The following is a 15528-nucleotide window of genomic DNA, read 5'->3' on the forward strand; positions in this document are numbered from 1 at the left end:
TAAGCGCTAAGTGGACTTGGCCGGGGGTCGAGTTCGCAACCCGACTGACGAGCGCCCATGTGCGCAGTCGCGGCAAGCTCCGCGGCAAAAAAACGGTAGGGTTTCCGCCGATTCGCTCGAGGTGCTGTTTTTTTCCCCACCTAAGCAGATTCTCGCCTTGACATTCCTCTTTAGGTCTTCCTGCCGAGTTGATTCCACGTCGCAAAGAAATCGGGAAAGGTCTTCGAGACGCACCCGGGGTCTTCGATCACCACGCCATCGACGCGCAATCCCGCCAGCGCGAAGCTCATCGCCATGCGATGATCGTCGTAGGTCCTTACTTGCGCGGCAACGGGCGACCGTACGGGTCGAATGACGATGCTATCGTCCGTCACTTCGGTCTCGACACTGAGGCGGCCAAGCTCGGCGGAGAGGGCGAACAGGCGATCGGTCTCTTTGACGCGCAGGTTTGAGACGTTGCGAATGCAGGTCGGGCCGTCGGCGAAGGCGGCGATGACGGCCAGGGTCTGGGCCACGTCCGGCATCTCGTTGAGGTCCACGTCCACACCGCGCAGCCGGCGGTCGGCGGGGCCGGTGACGGTGGTGCTGCGCGGCGAGGCGTCGACGCGGCAACCCATCTGTTCGAGTATCTTCACGAAACCGATGTCGCCCTGGGTGCTGTCCGAACCGAGCCCCTCGACGGTGACTCTTCCACCGGTCAGCGCGGCAGCGCCGAAAAAGTACGACGCGGCGGAGGCGTCGGGCTCCACGCTGTAGCTCGTCGCCTGGTAGGACTGCGGCGCGGGGACGATGAAGCGCTGCAGGCCATCGGCGATCACTTCGACGCCGAAGGCCTCCATCACCGAGAGCGTCATGCTGACATAGGGGCGACTGGGTAGGCCGCGCGAGACGTCGATCATGACGTCGCCGGATGCGAGCGGCGCGGCCATGAGCAGGGCCGAGACGAACTGACTCGACACCGGCTTATCGAAGACAACCGAGCCTGCGCGCAGGCGACCGGCGTGAACGGTCAGCGGACAATAGCCCTCGGCGCCGGCGTATGCGATCTGTGCGCCGAGGTCGCGCAGGGCATTGACCAACTGGCCGATGGGACGCTCGCGCATGCGCGGATCGCCGTCGAGCTCGTACTCGCCCTGGCCGGCGCTGCATGCGGCGAGGAGGAAACGCATGACGGTGCCGGCGTTGCCGCAATGAAGCTTGACCTGGCCGTCGGGAAAGAAACCGCCGCTGCTGTCGACGCGAACGCGGCAGGAGATGTCATCGACGTGGAGCCCTACGCCGAGGCTCTCGAGCGCGTCGAGCATGCGTCGCGTGTCGTCGGAGAAGAGGACGCCGGACAACTGCGACGTGCCGCGCGCCAACGCCGAGACGAGCAGTGCCCGATTGGTCAGGCTCTTGCTGCCGGGGAGGTGTACGGTGCAGTCGATCGGCCCGGGAGGCGGGCTGAGGGTGATGGCGTCGGGGCGGTTCATCGCCCCATGCTACCGGACGATCCACGGTAGGGCACGGAGTGGACTTCGCTCGTGGAGACTTGAGCGGGGTCAAAGTCGTCGAGCTTAACCCGAGTCACGTTTGTCGCGGAAGTAGATGCTTGATGATTCGACGGAAATCACCCGCCGCCGCCGTCTCCCGGCGTCGGATCGAGACCGCCGTCGGGCGATCCGCCGCTGCAAGAACCCCCGGCAGCAACGCTACCATTGGCAATAACCGTTTGTTGTTGGCCATCGTTCGTGACGACGCATTGACCATTGTCATTACATGCGCGAGTGATGCGTTGCTTGTAACACGGAAAGACGCCACAGCTACTTAGCCCGCTGACTTGATTACCCTTGCAATTCAAGATTTGACCAAAAACAATCTCGTCAGTATTGCACGTCACAGGCGACGGACCACTCGTACACGTACCGTGGCTCAGGACCAAGTTTGTTCCACACGGTGGCCCGCTTTCTGTAACATTGCATGTATTATGTTGGTTTGGCGGTCCGGGTGGTGGAAACCCCATCACTAACGAAGTGAGCTCAAAGAGGGCCGGCGGAAAAGCAAACAAGAAGAACCCAGAAAGAATAACAATACGTATTACATTCGATTTCATCGGTGATCCCCGTTAATAAGTCGAACTAAAGACATAGTGACCCAAATAGAGAGCGACTGCGAGACGCGGAAAACGCTGAGTCCACTTACGGCAATGGGGAAAATGCTTTTGTACCTTCTCGCGTATATTCAATTCTCGCCTGCAAAGCATGAGTTGCTGTCGAGGTTTCCTCGACATGTGGGATATTGACGCGTTCGCGCAAATCGGATTCGTCTGAGATTATCTCAGCCTGAATACCCTTGTACAAAATCGTCTCTCCGCCGTTTGTCGATTCCTCCGACCGGTAGTGAATCCATCCCGGTACAAGCATATCTCCGATCGGCTGATAATCGCCGAGCGAGAAAAACAGAGTAGCATGGGGCGTGCGCTTTACGATTGACGAAACGACCCAGTTGCGTCCAAACCGATCAAATGCCACATCAAGCAAGCGATCATCGCGATGAACCACCGACGAAGCGCCACTCGTCGATGGAGTGACATTCGAAAACTTGGAGTCATCTGGGGCCGCGCGAAGGCTCTCGGTATCAAGAATATTCCGCAACTCCTGCCGAGCTTGCTGAACATACCCCTCTGCAATACGCAGGTAGGGGCCATACTCTCGCTCAGGCATATTGCCTTTTACTTCCTTATTCACGACAGTGAGGGTTCCCAATGAAGCGGTCCAAAAAGCTCCGGGTGTCTCCCCGAACATGCGTGTGTAGCCCACGACCTCACCTTGGAGCCATGTGACCTCACCCCTGAGGAATCGTCCGCCGTCCTCCGCGACGATTCGCCAACTCTGCACGACATCCACCTGGTCGCGTCCGCTTTCGGGCTTGGCAGGCAAATGCATCTCCAGTTCGAATCGCACCTCGCCGTTAAACGACGGCAGGGGATCGACCTCCAGCGCCGACCTTATTTCCGCAGCGAGTCGCCCATTGCTGTCTTCTTCAGATGGACCACCGGCGACGTGCTTTGCTTGACTGAGGGCCTGACTCTCACTCGCACAGGCAAGCAGGAAAAGCCCGGGCGCATAAGCCGCGCAGACCGCAGAACACCAAGCCGCGATTCGGACCTTAGCCATAAATGTCCTCCTATCAGGAATTGTGACCCAAATGAACCGCTCCGACCCAGAACAACGAGACCACCGGCTCGTCCTATATCATACCCCCCCCCCCTCGGCATGGTGTCAACAATAATCACGCCCTTTTATCTTCAGCCGCATGCCCAGCAGGGAAAAATCATGCTCAACACAAGATTTCTCAAACAGACAAACCGTTGAACGATGTCAGAACTGTGCCGGCACTCCTTCTGGGTTGATCGACCCCGGTCGGCGGATAGGATGTTAGAAGGGCTGTTGCGGCCCCGCCGATCCACCCTGCCGGTAGGCTTTCGAAATCTGAATCGCCATGACTGACAAGGCCATGCAAACCGAGGTGCCCGCCCAGCGCGAACCGTCCGCGGACCGGATGCTGCGCATTTTGGCGATCGTCGCGCTGATTCTGTGCGTGGTCGGCGGGGTGCTTCGACTAATCGCCAATTGGCGAGACCCGACGGAGGGATTGTCGATCGGCCTGAGCATGCTCGGGTTATACACGGCGCTGGGCGTCGCCATCTTCGGCATGCTCATGGGGCTCTCGGTCCTGGTTCGCTATTCGAGCCACCTGGAAGCGGCGCTGATCCGCATGGAGAAGTATCAATACGAAGTGGGCGCGGCGGCCGGCGCGAAGCAAGCAGATGCATTGGACGTCCCGGTCGGCGAGGGCACGCTTTCCATGTTCGACCCGACGACGGGTACGACGGACGCGCCCGCAGCGAGCCCCCCGCCGTGGCAGGAACTGGTGTCGCTGCTGCAGCAGATGCGGGACAACTCGCTGCTGACCGACGAGGAGCGGGTCATCAAGCGCGAGCAATCCGAAAACGCCGAATTCGAGCAGGCCACGGAGCTGCTCAAGAGCCTGACGCGCGAGGGCGACTTCGTCCGCGCCCGGCAGGTAGTGGAGACTTTCAAGGCCCGCTATCCGGCTTCGCAGCGCGCCGATCAGCTCATTCGGGAGACCGAGGTTCATCGGGAGCGATACGAGTCGCAGGATGTGAAGACGATCACGCGGCAGGTCGAGGACCTGATGAGCATTTCGGCCTGGCCGCGGGCCCGGCAGGTCGTGCAGCAACTGGTGGAGCGGCATCGCGACTCGGCGGAGGCGCGGCAATTGCTGCTGCGCGTCGAGAAGGATCACGCGACGTTTCAGGCCGAGCAGCGGCGGCGGATGTACGCCGAAGTGCAGCGATTCGTGACCAACCGGCAGTGGGAAGAGGCGGTGGTGGCGGCGAAGACATTCGTGGAGCGATTCCCCGGATGCTCGGAGTCCGAAGCGCTGCTGATGCAGATCCCCACGCTGACGAGCAACGCCGAAATCGAGGTGCGCCAGGAACTCGAGGCGAGAATCATGGACTACGCGCGGCACGGTCGATATATAGAGGCCGTCGAGCTCGGCCGGCGACTCATGGAGAAGTTTCCGGGATCGCCTCAGGCCGAGGCGCTTCGCGTTCAACTGCCGAGGCTCGAAGAGCTGGCGAACAACCCCGATGCGCGGCCGGCGCGAATCAGGGTGGAATGACCACGGCCGGCGACATGGCCGGTCATGAACTCACTTTCCACGAACCATCAACCACCAGCCGCCCCGGCTCCTGCAACCTCCGTGCGCGTGGCGCCGGGCGGGCACTGGGTCAGGCACATCGCATGCGTCAGCACGACGCGCGCCGACTCGGGGATTTACGCGCCGCTGCTGGCCGCGCTTTCGCGAGCCGGGGATTTTGAAATCTCCATGCTCGCGGGCGGGACTCATCACAGCGAGACATTCGGGCAAACGGCCCGGCTGATGACTGAAATGCCGCGTCTTACCATCGAGCCGGTCGAGCACTTCGTCGAGGGCGACAAGCCGGCGCAGGTCTGCGAGACGGCGGGCCGAGCGATCACGGCGTTTTCTGGGGCATTGTCTCGGCAACCCGTCGACCTGGTCTTTGCACTCGGAGATCGCACGGAAATGCTTGCCGCGTGTCTGGCGGCGACGATTCACCGGGCACCCATCGCCCACCTTCACGGCGGCGACGTGACACAGGGGGCTTACGACGATTCATGCCGCCATGCGATCGCCAAACTTTCGCATGTTCACTTTCCCGCGCTACAGGCACACGCGAATCGCATCCGGCAAATGGGCGAGGAGTCGTGGCGCATTCATACGGTGGGCTCACTCGCCCTCGATGAATTGGCCGGCTTCACACCGCAGCCGATTGAGTCGCTGAGCCGCGAGGTCGGGCTGGACTTCAGCGCCCCCACCGCCGTCGTCGTCTTTCACCCGGAGACGCTTTGCGAAATGCCGCCGGATCGGCAGATCCGTGAGCTGCTGGACGCGCTGAGTCGACTCTCGATGAATCTGCTGTTTGTCGGGCCGAATGCCGACGTGGGGCGAGATGCCGTCGATGCGGCGATTCGCGGATTCGTTTCATCGAGGTCCAACGCGGTCATCGCGCATTCGCTTGGCCAATCGCAGTTCTGGAGCTGCATGGCGCATGCGCGCGTGCAGGTGGGGAACTCCAGCTCGGGAATCATCGAGGCGGCGTCGCTGCGGCTGCCCGTCGTGAATGTCGGCGATCGGCAGACCGGGCGCCTTGCTCCGCCGAACGTGGTGCATACGCCGATTGAGGCGGAAGCGATTCATCGCGCCCTATCGCAGGCCACGAGCCCCGGCTTTGTAAAATCGCTTGCCAATCTGAAGAATCCGTACGGTGATGGGAATGCCGCCGAGCGCATTATCGCCGCTGTCAGGGGACTACCGCCTCGCCAGCAACTCTTAACCAAGAAATGGGCCGACAACGCGGACTCGCGCTGAACCTAAGAATCAGACGCCCGCGGCTGCGCCGAGCGCGTCGACCACCTTGGGTGCGGCGGCCGGCTCTTTGCGCGCGTGGGTCGCCGTGAAGACGGCCACGGACTTGCCCGTCTCGGCCTCGGTCTCCAGGACGGCTGCACGCAAGGCCGCAGAGGCACGATCGTCGTTACGCATGAGGACGACCAACTCGCCGCCGTTTCCGCCGCCGGTGACCTTTGCGCCGTAGAGGCCTTCGGGGGCGCCGCGGCGTCGAATCGCGCCGACGAGCTTGTCAGCCTCGACGCCGCCGATTCCGCAGCGCTGACTGTGGCTCCAATGGCTCGCGTACATCAACTCGCCGGCATGGACGAGGGCCTCGACCGCGCCCAGTCTGCGGGCCCGGGCGATGTTCGTGGCGAAGTCGTGAACGCGGCGGTTCTCGTAGATGTGGTGCTCAGCGCGGGAGCGCACTTTGAAGACGCTCTTGCCGTCGGCCTGACCGTTCAGGCCGCGTATGTCGCCGAAGCGGCTGACGAATGCCTTGGCGGTGATCTTGGAGGGCAGCCGGTCTCGGTAGCGATCGACATAGTCGGAAGGAGAAATCGCGGCGAGGTGAATGCCCTTGGCATCGAGCGCGGGGGCATCCTGCCTGCGAAGGTCGAGGATCATGCGAGCGCCCATTTCGGCGCAGGTGCGCGTCTCGACGATGCGTTCGAGTGTCGTGGGGCGACCCAGGACGGTGCGGACGGCGGCGATGGTGATGCCGTCGGGGAGCGGCAGCGGATCGCATGAGAACTGCGGGACGAATCGAAGCTGAAGGAAAGAGCCGGTGGCGGCGCCGCTGAGGGCCGTCACCGCAATGCGCAAGCGCTCGACACCGGTCAAAGGCGATGCGGCGGCGGTTGCGAGGGCGGCCTTCTTGGGCAGATCGAACTCAAGGCCGTGGACCTGGGTGACGGCCTCGATCACGGCGGCGGCGGTCGTGCAGGGTGAGCCGAGATCGGAGTCGTCGGGGAAGTCGGACTGAAGGAGGACCAGCAAGCCATCCGACGCCGGGGGCAAATGGCCTTCGGCGATTAACCGCCCCACTGCCAGGCAGGCCGGCGTCGCCCAGTGAGCCCCCGACTTTTCAAACCAGGCCGAGGCGTCGCCATTGGAGGCGGCGACGGCGGGCAACTGATCGAAGGAAATCGTAAACTCCCGCGCGGGTGCGTCCTTGGCCGGGCCATGGAGACGGATGACGAGGTCTTTGCCGGCGATCCGCCAGCAGGCAGCCCGGACGCAGGCGTCGAGGGGCGCGGTGACGAGGATGGAACCGCCGTCTTCGCAGATGCCGCCCATGACGTCGACGACGCCGGGCGCCATCGCGGCGGCGATGGTCTCACCGATGCGCGGATGAGCGGCTTCGGCGGATTGAACATATGCGCGAAACGAAGGCACTGCGAAACAAAGGTCAGCTTTTTGACTCATGATCTCTTGATTACGGCTAATGATCTATTCGGGCTCGCGGAAGACGGCCGGCGCTAGGCTCGGCATACCTCACGCAGAACTTGTTCGCTTACAAAAATCGGCGTCTCACTTGCCACGCCCAAGGCGATGGCATCCGACGGACGAGAGTCGACCTCAACGATCTCACCGTCGCGACGAATGACAAGTTTCGCGTAGAACGTATGGTTCTTCAAGTCGCTGATGATGATTTTTTCCAGTTCGCCGCGAAGGACTTCGATCAGATCGGCCATGAGGTCGTGCGTCATGGGTCGCGCACGCTTGTAACCCTTGAGCCGGCGGTCGATGGCGCAGGCCTCCGAGTCGCCGATGACGATGGGGAACTCCCTTGAGCCGCCGCGCTCCCGCAGAAAGATAATCTGCTGATCGCTCGTGTCCTGGATGACAATGCGAGACAAATCCATCCGCACATCCATGAGTAAATTTCTCCAACCGGCCCAGTAACCCCGTCGTGCAGAGCGACAAGGCAGTATCATCTCATGGCGCGACGAGCCTTCGCAAACTCCCTCCATGGGTCGAGTGGCACAATCCCTTTAACGGCGCTCGCTTCCGCGAGCACGTCTCAAAGCCTAATCCTCTGCCCGATCGAATGCAACCCTCCGCGCCTCACCGCGAATTGCGGCGGTTATTCAAGGTCGGCAAGGTGCCGTTCGAGCATTTCTATCTGACTTGACAAATCCGCGGCGCGTGCTTTCGCGGCCTCGACCACCGACGGATCGGCCCGGGCGACGAAGTCCGCATTGCCCAATCGGGCGGACTCGCGGGACAGAACGCCGCGCAGCTCGGTCAGCTTCGCCTCTTCGGTCTTCTTCACCTCTGCTAAATCGACGAGGCCCGCGACCGGGGCATACACCTGCACCATGCCGCAGACGCGGCTCATTGAACCGTCGGGCTTGGAAGCGCCTGCGCCGATGTCCATCGCGTCGCAGCCGGCGAGCGGGATGATGAAATCGCGAAAGCCGGTGAGCATCGACGAGACCGACGCATCGCACTGCACCACAATCTTCGGAAGCGTGCGCAGCGACGGCTCTTTGGCCTTGCCGCGATAGTCGTTGACCACGGCGCGCATGTCGCGCACGGCGCGAATGACCTCCTGCACCGCCTCCATCTTTGCCTCGACGGCCTTGTCGCGCAGGTCGCCGTTCGCATCGGGCCACTTGGCCACGATGAGCGTCGCCTCGGCCTTGCCCACTGAGCGCAGGCCGCGGTCGGGGGCGGCAGCGCTGAGCTGCTCCCAGATGGCCTCGCTGACGAACGGGACAACGGGCTGAAGAAGTCGCAGGAGCTGGTCGAGGACGAAGACCATGACTTGCTGGGCGGCGGCGCGCTCGGACCCGGCGAGGCGTGGCTTGGTCATCTCGATGTACCAACTGCAATACTCGTCCCACATGAAGCGATAGACCGCCCCCATCGCCTCGCTGAAGCGATAACGATCGAGCGATTCGTTCACCTGCTCCACGCAGGCCGACAGGCGCGAGAGAATCCAGCGATCGACGAAGCCGAGATTGGCCGGGTCCAGCTCTTGCGGCGTGTAGCCGTCGAGATTTGGAATGACGAAGCCGGTCGAGGCCTGCCAGAGCTTGTTGCAGAAGTTGCGGCCCTTCTCGAACTTTTCGCTGACGTTGATCGAGCGGCCGTCGGGCAGCTTCTTCGGCTTGACCGGCAGGCGGATGTCCTGCGTCTCGGTGGCGAGCTCCGCGAGGGTGTAGCGCAGGGCGTCGGCGCCGTACTCCTCGATGATGTCCACGGGATCGACGCCGTTGCCGAGGGTCTTGGACATCTTGCGCCCCTGGCCGTCCTGAATGACCGGATGGATGACGACGTCGGCGAAAGGAACTTCGCCCATGTTGTAGAGGCCGGTGATGACCATGCGGGCGACCCAGAGGGTGATGATTTCGCGCGCGGTGGAGAGCACGGACGTGGGATAATAATAGTTGAGCAGATTCTGATCCGAGCCGTGCGCGTGATCCGAGGGCGTTGCTTGATCCGAGGGCGTTGCTTGATCCGAGCCGCGACCGTGAGGGAGCGGGCCAGCCACGTCGGTATTCCTCGCATCCGCTCCAAAACCAGCATCGGGTGTTCCTGGACTTCCATCGATCATCGCGGCATCAGGCTCGCTGGTACCGCTCCCTAACGGTCGCGGCTCGGATCGGTGCGCGTCGGGCCAGCCGAGGGTTGAGTGCGGCCAGAGGGCGGAGGAGAACCAGGTGTCGAGGACGTCGGGGTCTTGCGTGAAGCCCTCGGCCAGCAATTTGTCCTCTATTTCTGGAAACCCCGGTGCAACACACATCAAGAGGATTGTGGTCTTCGCTTCAACGCTTGGCCAAAGATGTAGGTGAACCCCAGCTTTTTGATCCTTGCTAAGCTCAAGGTCGTCAAATCCCTTTAAGTGGAGACCAGCCCAATTCCATGAATCGGCATCCTTGTGCGGAAACCAAGTTAAAGAATCTGAGCCATCCGCGATACTAACGAACTGTTTGGTCCAAATCGGTATTCGATGTCCCCACCAGAGTTGGCGGCTGATGCACCAGTCGCGCTTTTCGCTGAGCCAGTCGATGTAGGTTTTTGCGTACCGCTCGGGGTGGAACTTCACCTTGCCGCTTTTCACCGCGTCGATCGCCATCTGGGCGAGGCCCGGCAGTAGCGCGCCTTGATCCGAGCCGCGACCGTGAGGGAGCGGGCCAACCACGCCGGTATTCCTCGCATCCGCTCCAAAACCAGCATCGGGTGTTCCTGGTCTTCCATCGATCATCGCGGCATCAGGCAAACCGGTACCGCTCCCTAACGGTCGCGGCTCGGATTTTGCGTGCTCGATATACTCCTTCAAATATGGCGTCTGGATGCGGGCAAACTCCTCCTCCGTTAGATCGCCCATCTTGACGAACCACTGATCGGAGAGGTACGGCTCGATCGGCGAATTGCTGCGGTCGGAGTGGGCCAATTCAATCTGCCGATCCTCGATCTTTTCCACCAGGGCCAGCGCTTCAAGGTCGGCGACGACCTTCTTTCTCGCATCGGCGAGCTTCATGTCCTTGTACGGCCCGCCGTGCTCGTTCACCTTGCCATCCGGTGTTATCACATTGATCACCGGCAGGTCATGCCGCTGGCCCACTTCGTAGTCGTTGAAATCGTGGCCGGGGGTGATCTTCACGCAGCCGGTGCCGAGGCTGGGGTCTGCCCACTCGTCGCAGACCAGGGGAATCTCGCGGTCCACCAGCGGCAGCAGAACCATCCGCCCCGCCTTGGCCATGTCGCGGAGCTTCATCAACGTCGGCAGCAGGTTCGTCTTGCGATCGGCGATGTCTTCGAGCTGCGCATGAATCGCCGGCTTTTCCTTTTCGCTCGCCTCGCGGAGCTTTATCTGAAGCTGCGTCTCGGCGACCTCCAGCGCCGCGTTCGGCTCGGGGTGAACGGCCACCGCCGTATCGGCCAGCATCGTCTCCGGGCGGGTCGTGGCGATGTGCACGTGCGTCGGCTCGCCGCTCTTGGCGTCCTTAATCGGATACTTGAAGTGGTAGAAGTGCCCCTTGACCTGCTCGTGGTAGACCTCGTCGTCGGCCACGGCGGTCTGAAGCTGCGTGTCCCAGTTCACCAGGCGCTTGCCGCGATAGATGAGACCGTCGCGGAACATCTTGAAGAACGTCTCGCGCACGGCCTTGGCGCAGCCTTCGTCGAGGGTGAAGCGCTCGCGCTCGTAGTCGCAGGAGCAGCCCATGAGTTTGAGCTGCTCGACGATGCGGCCGCCGAACTTCTCTTTCCATTGCCAGATGCGCTTGACGAGTTCCTCGCGGCCCAGGTCGTGGCGGCTCAGCCCCTCTTCCTTGCGGATGGTCTTTTCGACGGTCGCCTGGGTGGCGATGCCGGCGTGGTCGGTACCTACGAGCCAGAAAGTGTTGGCCCCCTGCATGCGCTTGCGGCGGACGAGGATGTCCTGAAGCGTATTATTTAGAGCGTGGCCGAGGTGCAAGGCCCCTGTCACATTCGGCGGCGGGATGACCATGCTGAATCGCTGGTCGGGTCCGCGATCGTCGGGAGAGGGATGGAAGTGCCCCGCCTTGATCCATGCGTCGAAAATGCGCTGTTCATGCTCGGCGGGAGCGTACGATTTGGATTCACCTTTAGCCATGCGGCGATTATCGAGGAGCGGCGCGGGAGGTTCAAGCGGGGGGAGGAATCGCCAAACGGCAAGCCGCGAAGCCGGCTGCCGAGAGTCGGCGCTTTTCGCGAGACATTCGGCCGCTTGCCTGTTATTACCGAAGTGGCTTGCCGTTTGGCGATGGATAACCAACCAGATAAAATCGTGAGAAAATCATCGCCGTTCGCTCCACTCACCACGGTAAGGCTTCACAAAGGTGTATTCTTGTCTCGGGAGTCCCGACTTCCCGGGATTGTCCTCTACATACTTGATAACGCCACAAACCTCATCCGCGCTGCTGAGGAATCGCTTATATTTGTCCTGGCTCCAAACTGGGTGATTCTGAAAACTCCCCGCCACGTTTCTCACGCTCACGGCAGATGCTTCAATCAAGGCTGTCATCATGACTTCCGCGCGATCCTGATGTCGCCTCATGACCAGGTGAGCGTGATTGGAGAGTATTGCACAGGCAAGACACGTGTACTCGCGAGACGCGACGACGTCCGTGAACGCCGTCGCAATCGCCTGCCGCTCGGCGAGATCGAACCACAGCACTTTATGCTTTAGATAAGACCGGGCATCGATTTGATGTCGCCTCAACTCACTTAGCGCGGGTTGGGTTGCCTTTCGGCCGAAGTGTATGTCGCCGGCCTGCCGCAACTGGGGTACTCGGATTTGCCGGGAAAGGCTTCCGCGAGGATCGTTCGGCAGCCAGTGACCGTAGCCTGTCAAAATGATGTGATGGGCGATGACCACGAGCGGGATCGTAGCATTTCTATATGCCATCGCCAAACGGCAAGCCGCTTCCAGGCCCGCGGGCGAGGAGCGTATTTACGGTTTGCCCGACGTGGTCACGCGCTGCTTCCATTTCGGCAATTGATCCAGTTGCACCTCGGCCCAAAGCCCCGACTTTGCGCGCTGGGCGGCTTGCTCGCGTTGGGAGAATTGTAGCGTAAATACGTGGTCTCTACGGCCGTCGGCGTAGGCGCAGCCGGCCTCGATCAATCGCTCGTTAACGGAAATCAACTCGCCTTCGAGATGCACATACGCCAGCAGCCGATCAAACCTGTCTCTTGCCGGGCGATTCGGATCGAGGCGAAGCGTGATGCGGCGGCCCTCTACCTGCTTCCGTAAGAAGTCCGCCGCCTGCGGGCCGTAGAATGCATCCGACTCATCCGGGCCTTGAGCGATGTCCGGCGCATCGATGCCGCGAAGGCGAACCTGCGTGGTCGGGCGATTTCCATCGGGTAGATCGACATCCAAAGTGTCGCCATCGACGACGCGCGTGGCCGTGCAGCTTGCGCCGTCGTAGCGCAGGCGATCATCGCCGCGATAGCCGAAGGCGCCGGCGTGATCGAGTATCGAGAGTGCCACAGCCGCGGCAATGACCCCGCACGTCACGACACGTTTTCGACCTGCGTGCGTCATGTGCAGCCCGCTACTGGCCGTTGGCGGATGGGGACGGAGACTGTTCGAGGGCGAAGGCCGCGTGGACGGCGCGAAGGGCCTTTTCACCGTCGTCCTGGTTGATGACGCAGCTAATGACGATCTCGCTGGTGCTGATGTTCTCGATATTTACGGCGGCCTGGTGCAGTGCATCGAACATGCGGCTGGCGACGCCGGTGTGGGTGCGCATGCCGACGCCGACGACCGACACCTTGGCCATCTTGTCGCGCACCTGAACCTTCATCTGCGGCATCTCGGCGGCGAGCTCCTGGGCGATCTCGCGGGCGGCATCGATCTCCGACGCCTCGATGGTAAAGCTGATGTCGGCGGTCGTGCCGCCCTCGTGGATGACCTGAATGATGTCGTCGACGATGACTTCCTTCTCGGCCACGCGGCGAAAGATCTCACTGGCGATGCCGGGCTTGTTGGGCACGCGGCCGAGTTCCACGCGTGCGAGGTTCTTCTTGAGGGCGGCCCCGCGGACGATGACCTGCTGAAGATCGGATGAGGCGTTCACAATGTCGGTCCCCTTGGCGTCGGTGTAGCTGCTGCGAACGTGGATTCGCACGTTGTAGTTTTTGGCCAGCTCGATGCTGCGCGAGTGCATGACCTGTGAGCCGAGCGAGGCCAGCTCGAGCATCTCGTCGGTGAAGATGTGCTCGAGCTTGCGCGCTTCGGGCACGATGCGCGGATCGGCGGAGTAAATCCCGTCCACGTCGGTGTATATTTCGCAGACCTCGGCCCCCAGCGCCGCGGCAAGTGCGACGGCCGTCGTGTCCGAGCCGCCCCGGCCGAGCGTTGTGGTGTTCAGGTGTTCGTCGACGCCCTGAAAGCCCGCGACGATGACCACGCTGCCGTCCTTGAGCAGCGACATGATGCGGCCGCGTTCGGTGATCTCGCGGATGCGGGCTCTGCCGTAGGAGCGGTCGGTCTTGAGGCCGATCTGACCACCGGTGAAGCTGATGGCGTCGTGGCCGGCATGGTGAATGGCCATGGCCATCAGGGCGATGGAGACCTGCTCGCCGGTCGCGAGAAGCTGATCCATCTCCCGACGACTGGGACGATCGGTGATCTGGTAGGCGAGGTCGACGAGGACGTCGGTGGACTGATCCATGGCCGAGACGACGACGATGACCTGATTGTTATCGAGCTTGGCGCGAATCGCCCTGCGAGCGGCTCGGTGAATTTTCTCCGCGTTTGCCAGGCTGGTGCCGCCGAACTTCTGAACGATCAGGCCCATGGTCTCGATTCGTTGCGCGCTGAAAATGGGTTTCGCCCCCGGGCCGCGCATCCGTACGCGACCTGACGATGGCTGGATTATGCTCGCAGCGCGCGGTCAGCGTCAACGCCAGATGAGTCGCCCCGAGCCTGCGCGGATCGTTCCGATGCGATAGACCGACTCGCCCTGCTTCTTAAGGATGGCCATGACGCTGTCGGCGAAGGTCGGCCGTACGATGAGGACAAAGCCGATGCCCATGTTGAAGACGCGGTACATCTCCGCCTCGGCCACGCCGGCCTTGCGGACGAGCTGAATGATCGGGGGAATCGGCCAACTGCCTCGCTTGAGAACGACGTTGCATTTCTTGGAGATGACGCGCGGGATGTTGCCCTCGAGCCCGCCGCCGGTGATGTGGGCCATGGCCCGTACGACGCGCTTGCGGCGATACGAGCGCAGGAGGGAGAGGACCGACTGGACGTAAATGCGCGTCGGCCGCAGCGCCGCATCCTCCAGCGGCTCGCCGAGGTCCACCGGCAGCTTTCCCTTGGGCAGGCTTGCCAGGGCCTTGCGGGCGAGGGCGTAGCCGTTCGAATGCAGGCCGCTGGACGCGAGGCCCAGCACCACATCGCCAGGCTTTGTGAGGGCCGGGCCGTCGATGATGCGCGGATGATCGACGACGCCGACGCAGAAGCCGGCCAGGTCGAAGTGCCCCTTCTTGTAGAGCTCCGGCAATTCGGCCGTTTCGCCGCCAAGAAGCGCACAGCGTGCCTGGGTGCAGCCGTCGGAGATGCCTTCGACAATGACGGCGATCTCTTCGGGATTGAGCTTGTGACAAGCGATGTAATCGAGGAAGAAGAGCGGCTCGGCGCCGGTGGTGAGGACGTCGTTGACGTTCATGGCCACGAGGTCGATTCCAAGGTCCCTGACGCGGCCGCATTCAAGCCCCATCAGGAGCTTGGAGCCGACGCCGTCCGCCCCGGCGACAAGAATCGGCTCGCGATAGTTCTTGCGAAGCAGGGCCTCGCTGTAGTCGATGCGCATGAGACCGGCGAAGGCGTTGTGCCGGGACAAGACGCGCGGGTCATAGGTTCGCTTCAGGCTTCGCCGGATCTTCTCGACCATGCGGTCGTTTGCGGACACGTCGACGCCCGCTGACTGGTAGGTGAGAGCGCTTCCATTCTTGCTCGATCTCTCGGCCATGTCGCTCCTTCGATGCTCCGCGTGCGGAGCGCCAGCGAGTCAAGAGTTTCGTGGAGACGGCCCGACAATGCGAGCTTGGAGG

11 protein-coding genes are annotated in these 15528 nt (G+C 62.1%); 2 read left to right on the top strand and 9 right to left on the bottom strand.

The window, feature by feature from the left end:
* Positions 1 to 170 precede the first annotated feature (170 nt).
* Both aroA and HS101_02090 read right to left on the bottom strand, forming a co-directional pair.
* Positions 171 to 1472 carry a 3-phosphoshikimate 1-carboxyvinyltransferase gene (gene aroA / locus HS101_02085; protein MBE7505055.1) on the bottom strand — a complete coding sequence of 434 codons (1302 nt, stop codon included), beginning with the start codon at positions 1470 to 1472 and terminating at the stop codon, positions 171 to 173.
* A gap of 705 nt (positions 1473 to 2177) precedes the next feature.
* Positions 2178 to 3155 carry a hypothetical protein gene (locus HS101_02090; GenBank protein MBE7505056.1) on the bottom strand — a complete coding sequence of 326 codons (978 nt, stop codon included), beginning with the start codon at positions 3153 to 3155 and terminating at the stop codon, positions 2178 to 2180.
* 325 nt (positions 3156 to 3480) lie between these two features.
* Here HS101_02090 and HS101_02095 point away from each other — a divergent pair, with 325 nt between their 5' ends.
* Complete coding sequence (locus HS101_02095; GenBank protein MBE7505057.1) at positions 3481 to 4689, top strand: hypothetical protein; 1209 nt, start codon at positions 3481 to 3483, stop codon at positions 4687 to 4689.
* Positions 4690 to 4713: 24 nt separating this feature from the next.
* Positions 4714 to 5961, top strand: a complete 1248-nt coding sequence (neuC, locus tag HS101_02100; protein ID MBE7505058.1) for a UDP-N-acetylglucosamine 2-epimerase (hydrolyzing) — start codon at positions 4714 to 4716, stop codon at positions 5959 to 5961.
* A 9-nt stretch (positions 5962 to 5970) separates the two neighbouring features.
* Here the strand turns inward: neuC and HS101_02105 are convergent, their stop codons facing one another.
* The 7 genes from HS101_02105 to HS101_02135 all read right to left on the bottom strand — a co-directional run bounded on the left by HS101_02105 (position 5971) and on the right by HS101_02135 (position 15446).
* Entirely contained in the window at positions 5971 to 7410 is a 1440-nt protein-coding gene (locus HS101_02105) for a hypothetical protein (protein MBE7505059.1), read from the bottom strand.
* A 53-nt stretch (positions 7411 to 7463) separates the two neighbouring features.
* Positions 7464 to 7862, bottom strand: a complete 399-nt coding sequence (locus HS101_02110; protein ID MBE7505060.1) for a bifunctional nuclease family protein — start codon at positions 7860 to 7862, stop codon at positions 7464 to 7466.
* Positions 7863 to 8071: 209 nt separating this feature from the next.
* Positions 8072 to 11572 (bottom strand): valine--tRNA ligase, encoded by a 3501-nt coding sequence (locus HS101_02115; GenBank protein MBE7505061.1) that lies wholly within the window; start codon positions 11570 to 11572, stop codon positions 8072 to 8074.
* Between the two features lie 183 nt (positions 11573 to 11755).
* The gene (locus HS101_02120; protein ID MBE7505062.1) at positions 11756 to 12367 is read right to left on the bottom strand and encodes a hypothetical protein; all 612 of its coding nucleotides are present in this window, start codon (positions 12365 to 12367) and stop codon (positions 11756 to 11758) included.
* A gap of 45 nt (positions 12368 to 12412) precedes the next feature.
* Positions 12413 to 13009 (bottom strand): thermonuclease family protein, encoded by a 597-nt coding sequence (locus tag HS101_02125; protein MBE7505063.1) that lies wholly within the window; start codon positions 13007 to 13009, stop codon positions 12413 to 12415.
* Positions 13010 to 13019: 10 nt separating this feature from the next.
* The gene (locus HS101_02130; protein ID MBE7505064.1) at positions 13020 to 14267 is read right to left on the bottom strand and encodes an aspartate kinase; all 1248 of its coding nucleotides are present in this window, start codon (positions 14265 to 14267) and stop codon (positions 13020 to 13022) included.
* A 102-nt stretch (positions 14268 to 14369) separates the two neighbouring features.
* A complete protein-coding gene (locus tag HS101_02135; GenBank protein MBE7505065.1) occupies positions 14370 to 15446 on the bottom strand; it encodes a phosphoribosylformylglycinamidine cyclo-ligase in 1077 nt (358 codons plus the stop codon).
* Positions 15447 to 15528 lie beyond the last annotated feature (82 nt).

Source organism: Planctomycetia bacterium (assembly GCA_015075745.1).
Classification (GTDB): Bacteria; Planctomycetota; Phycisphaerae; order UBA1845; family UTPLA1; genus UTPLA1.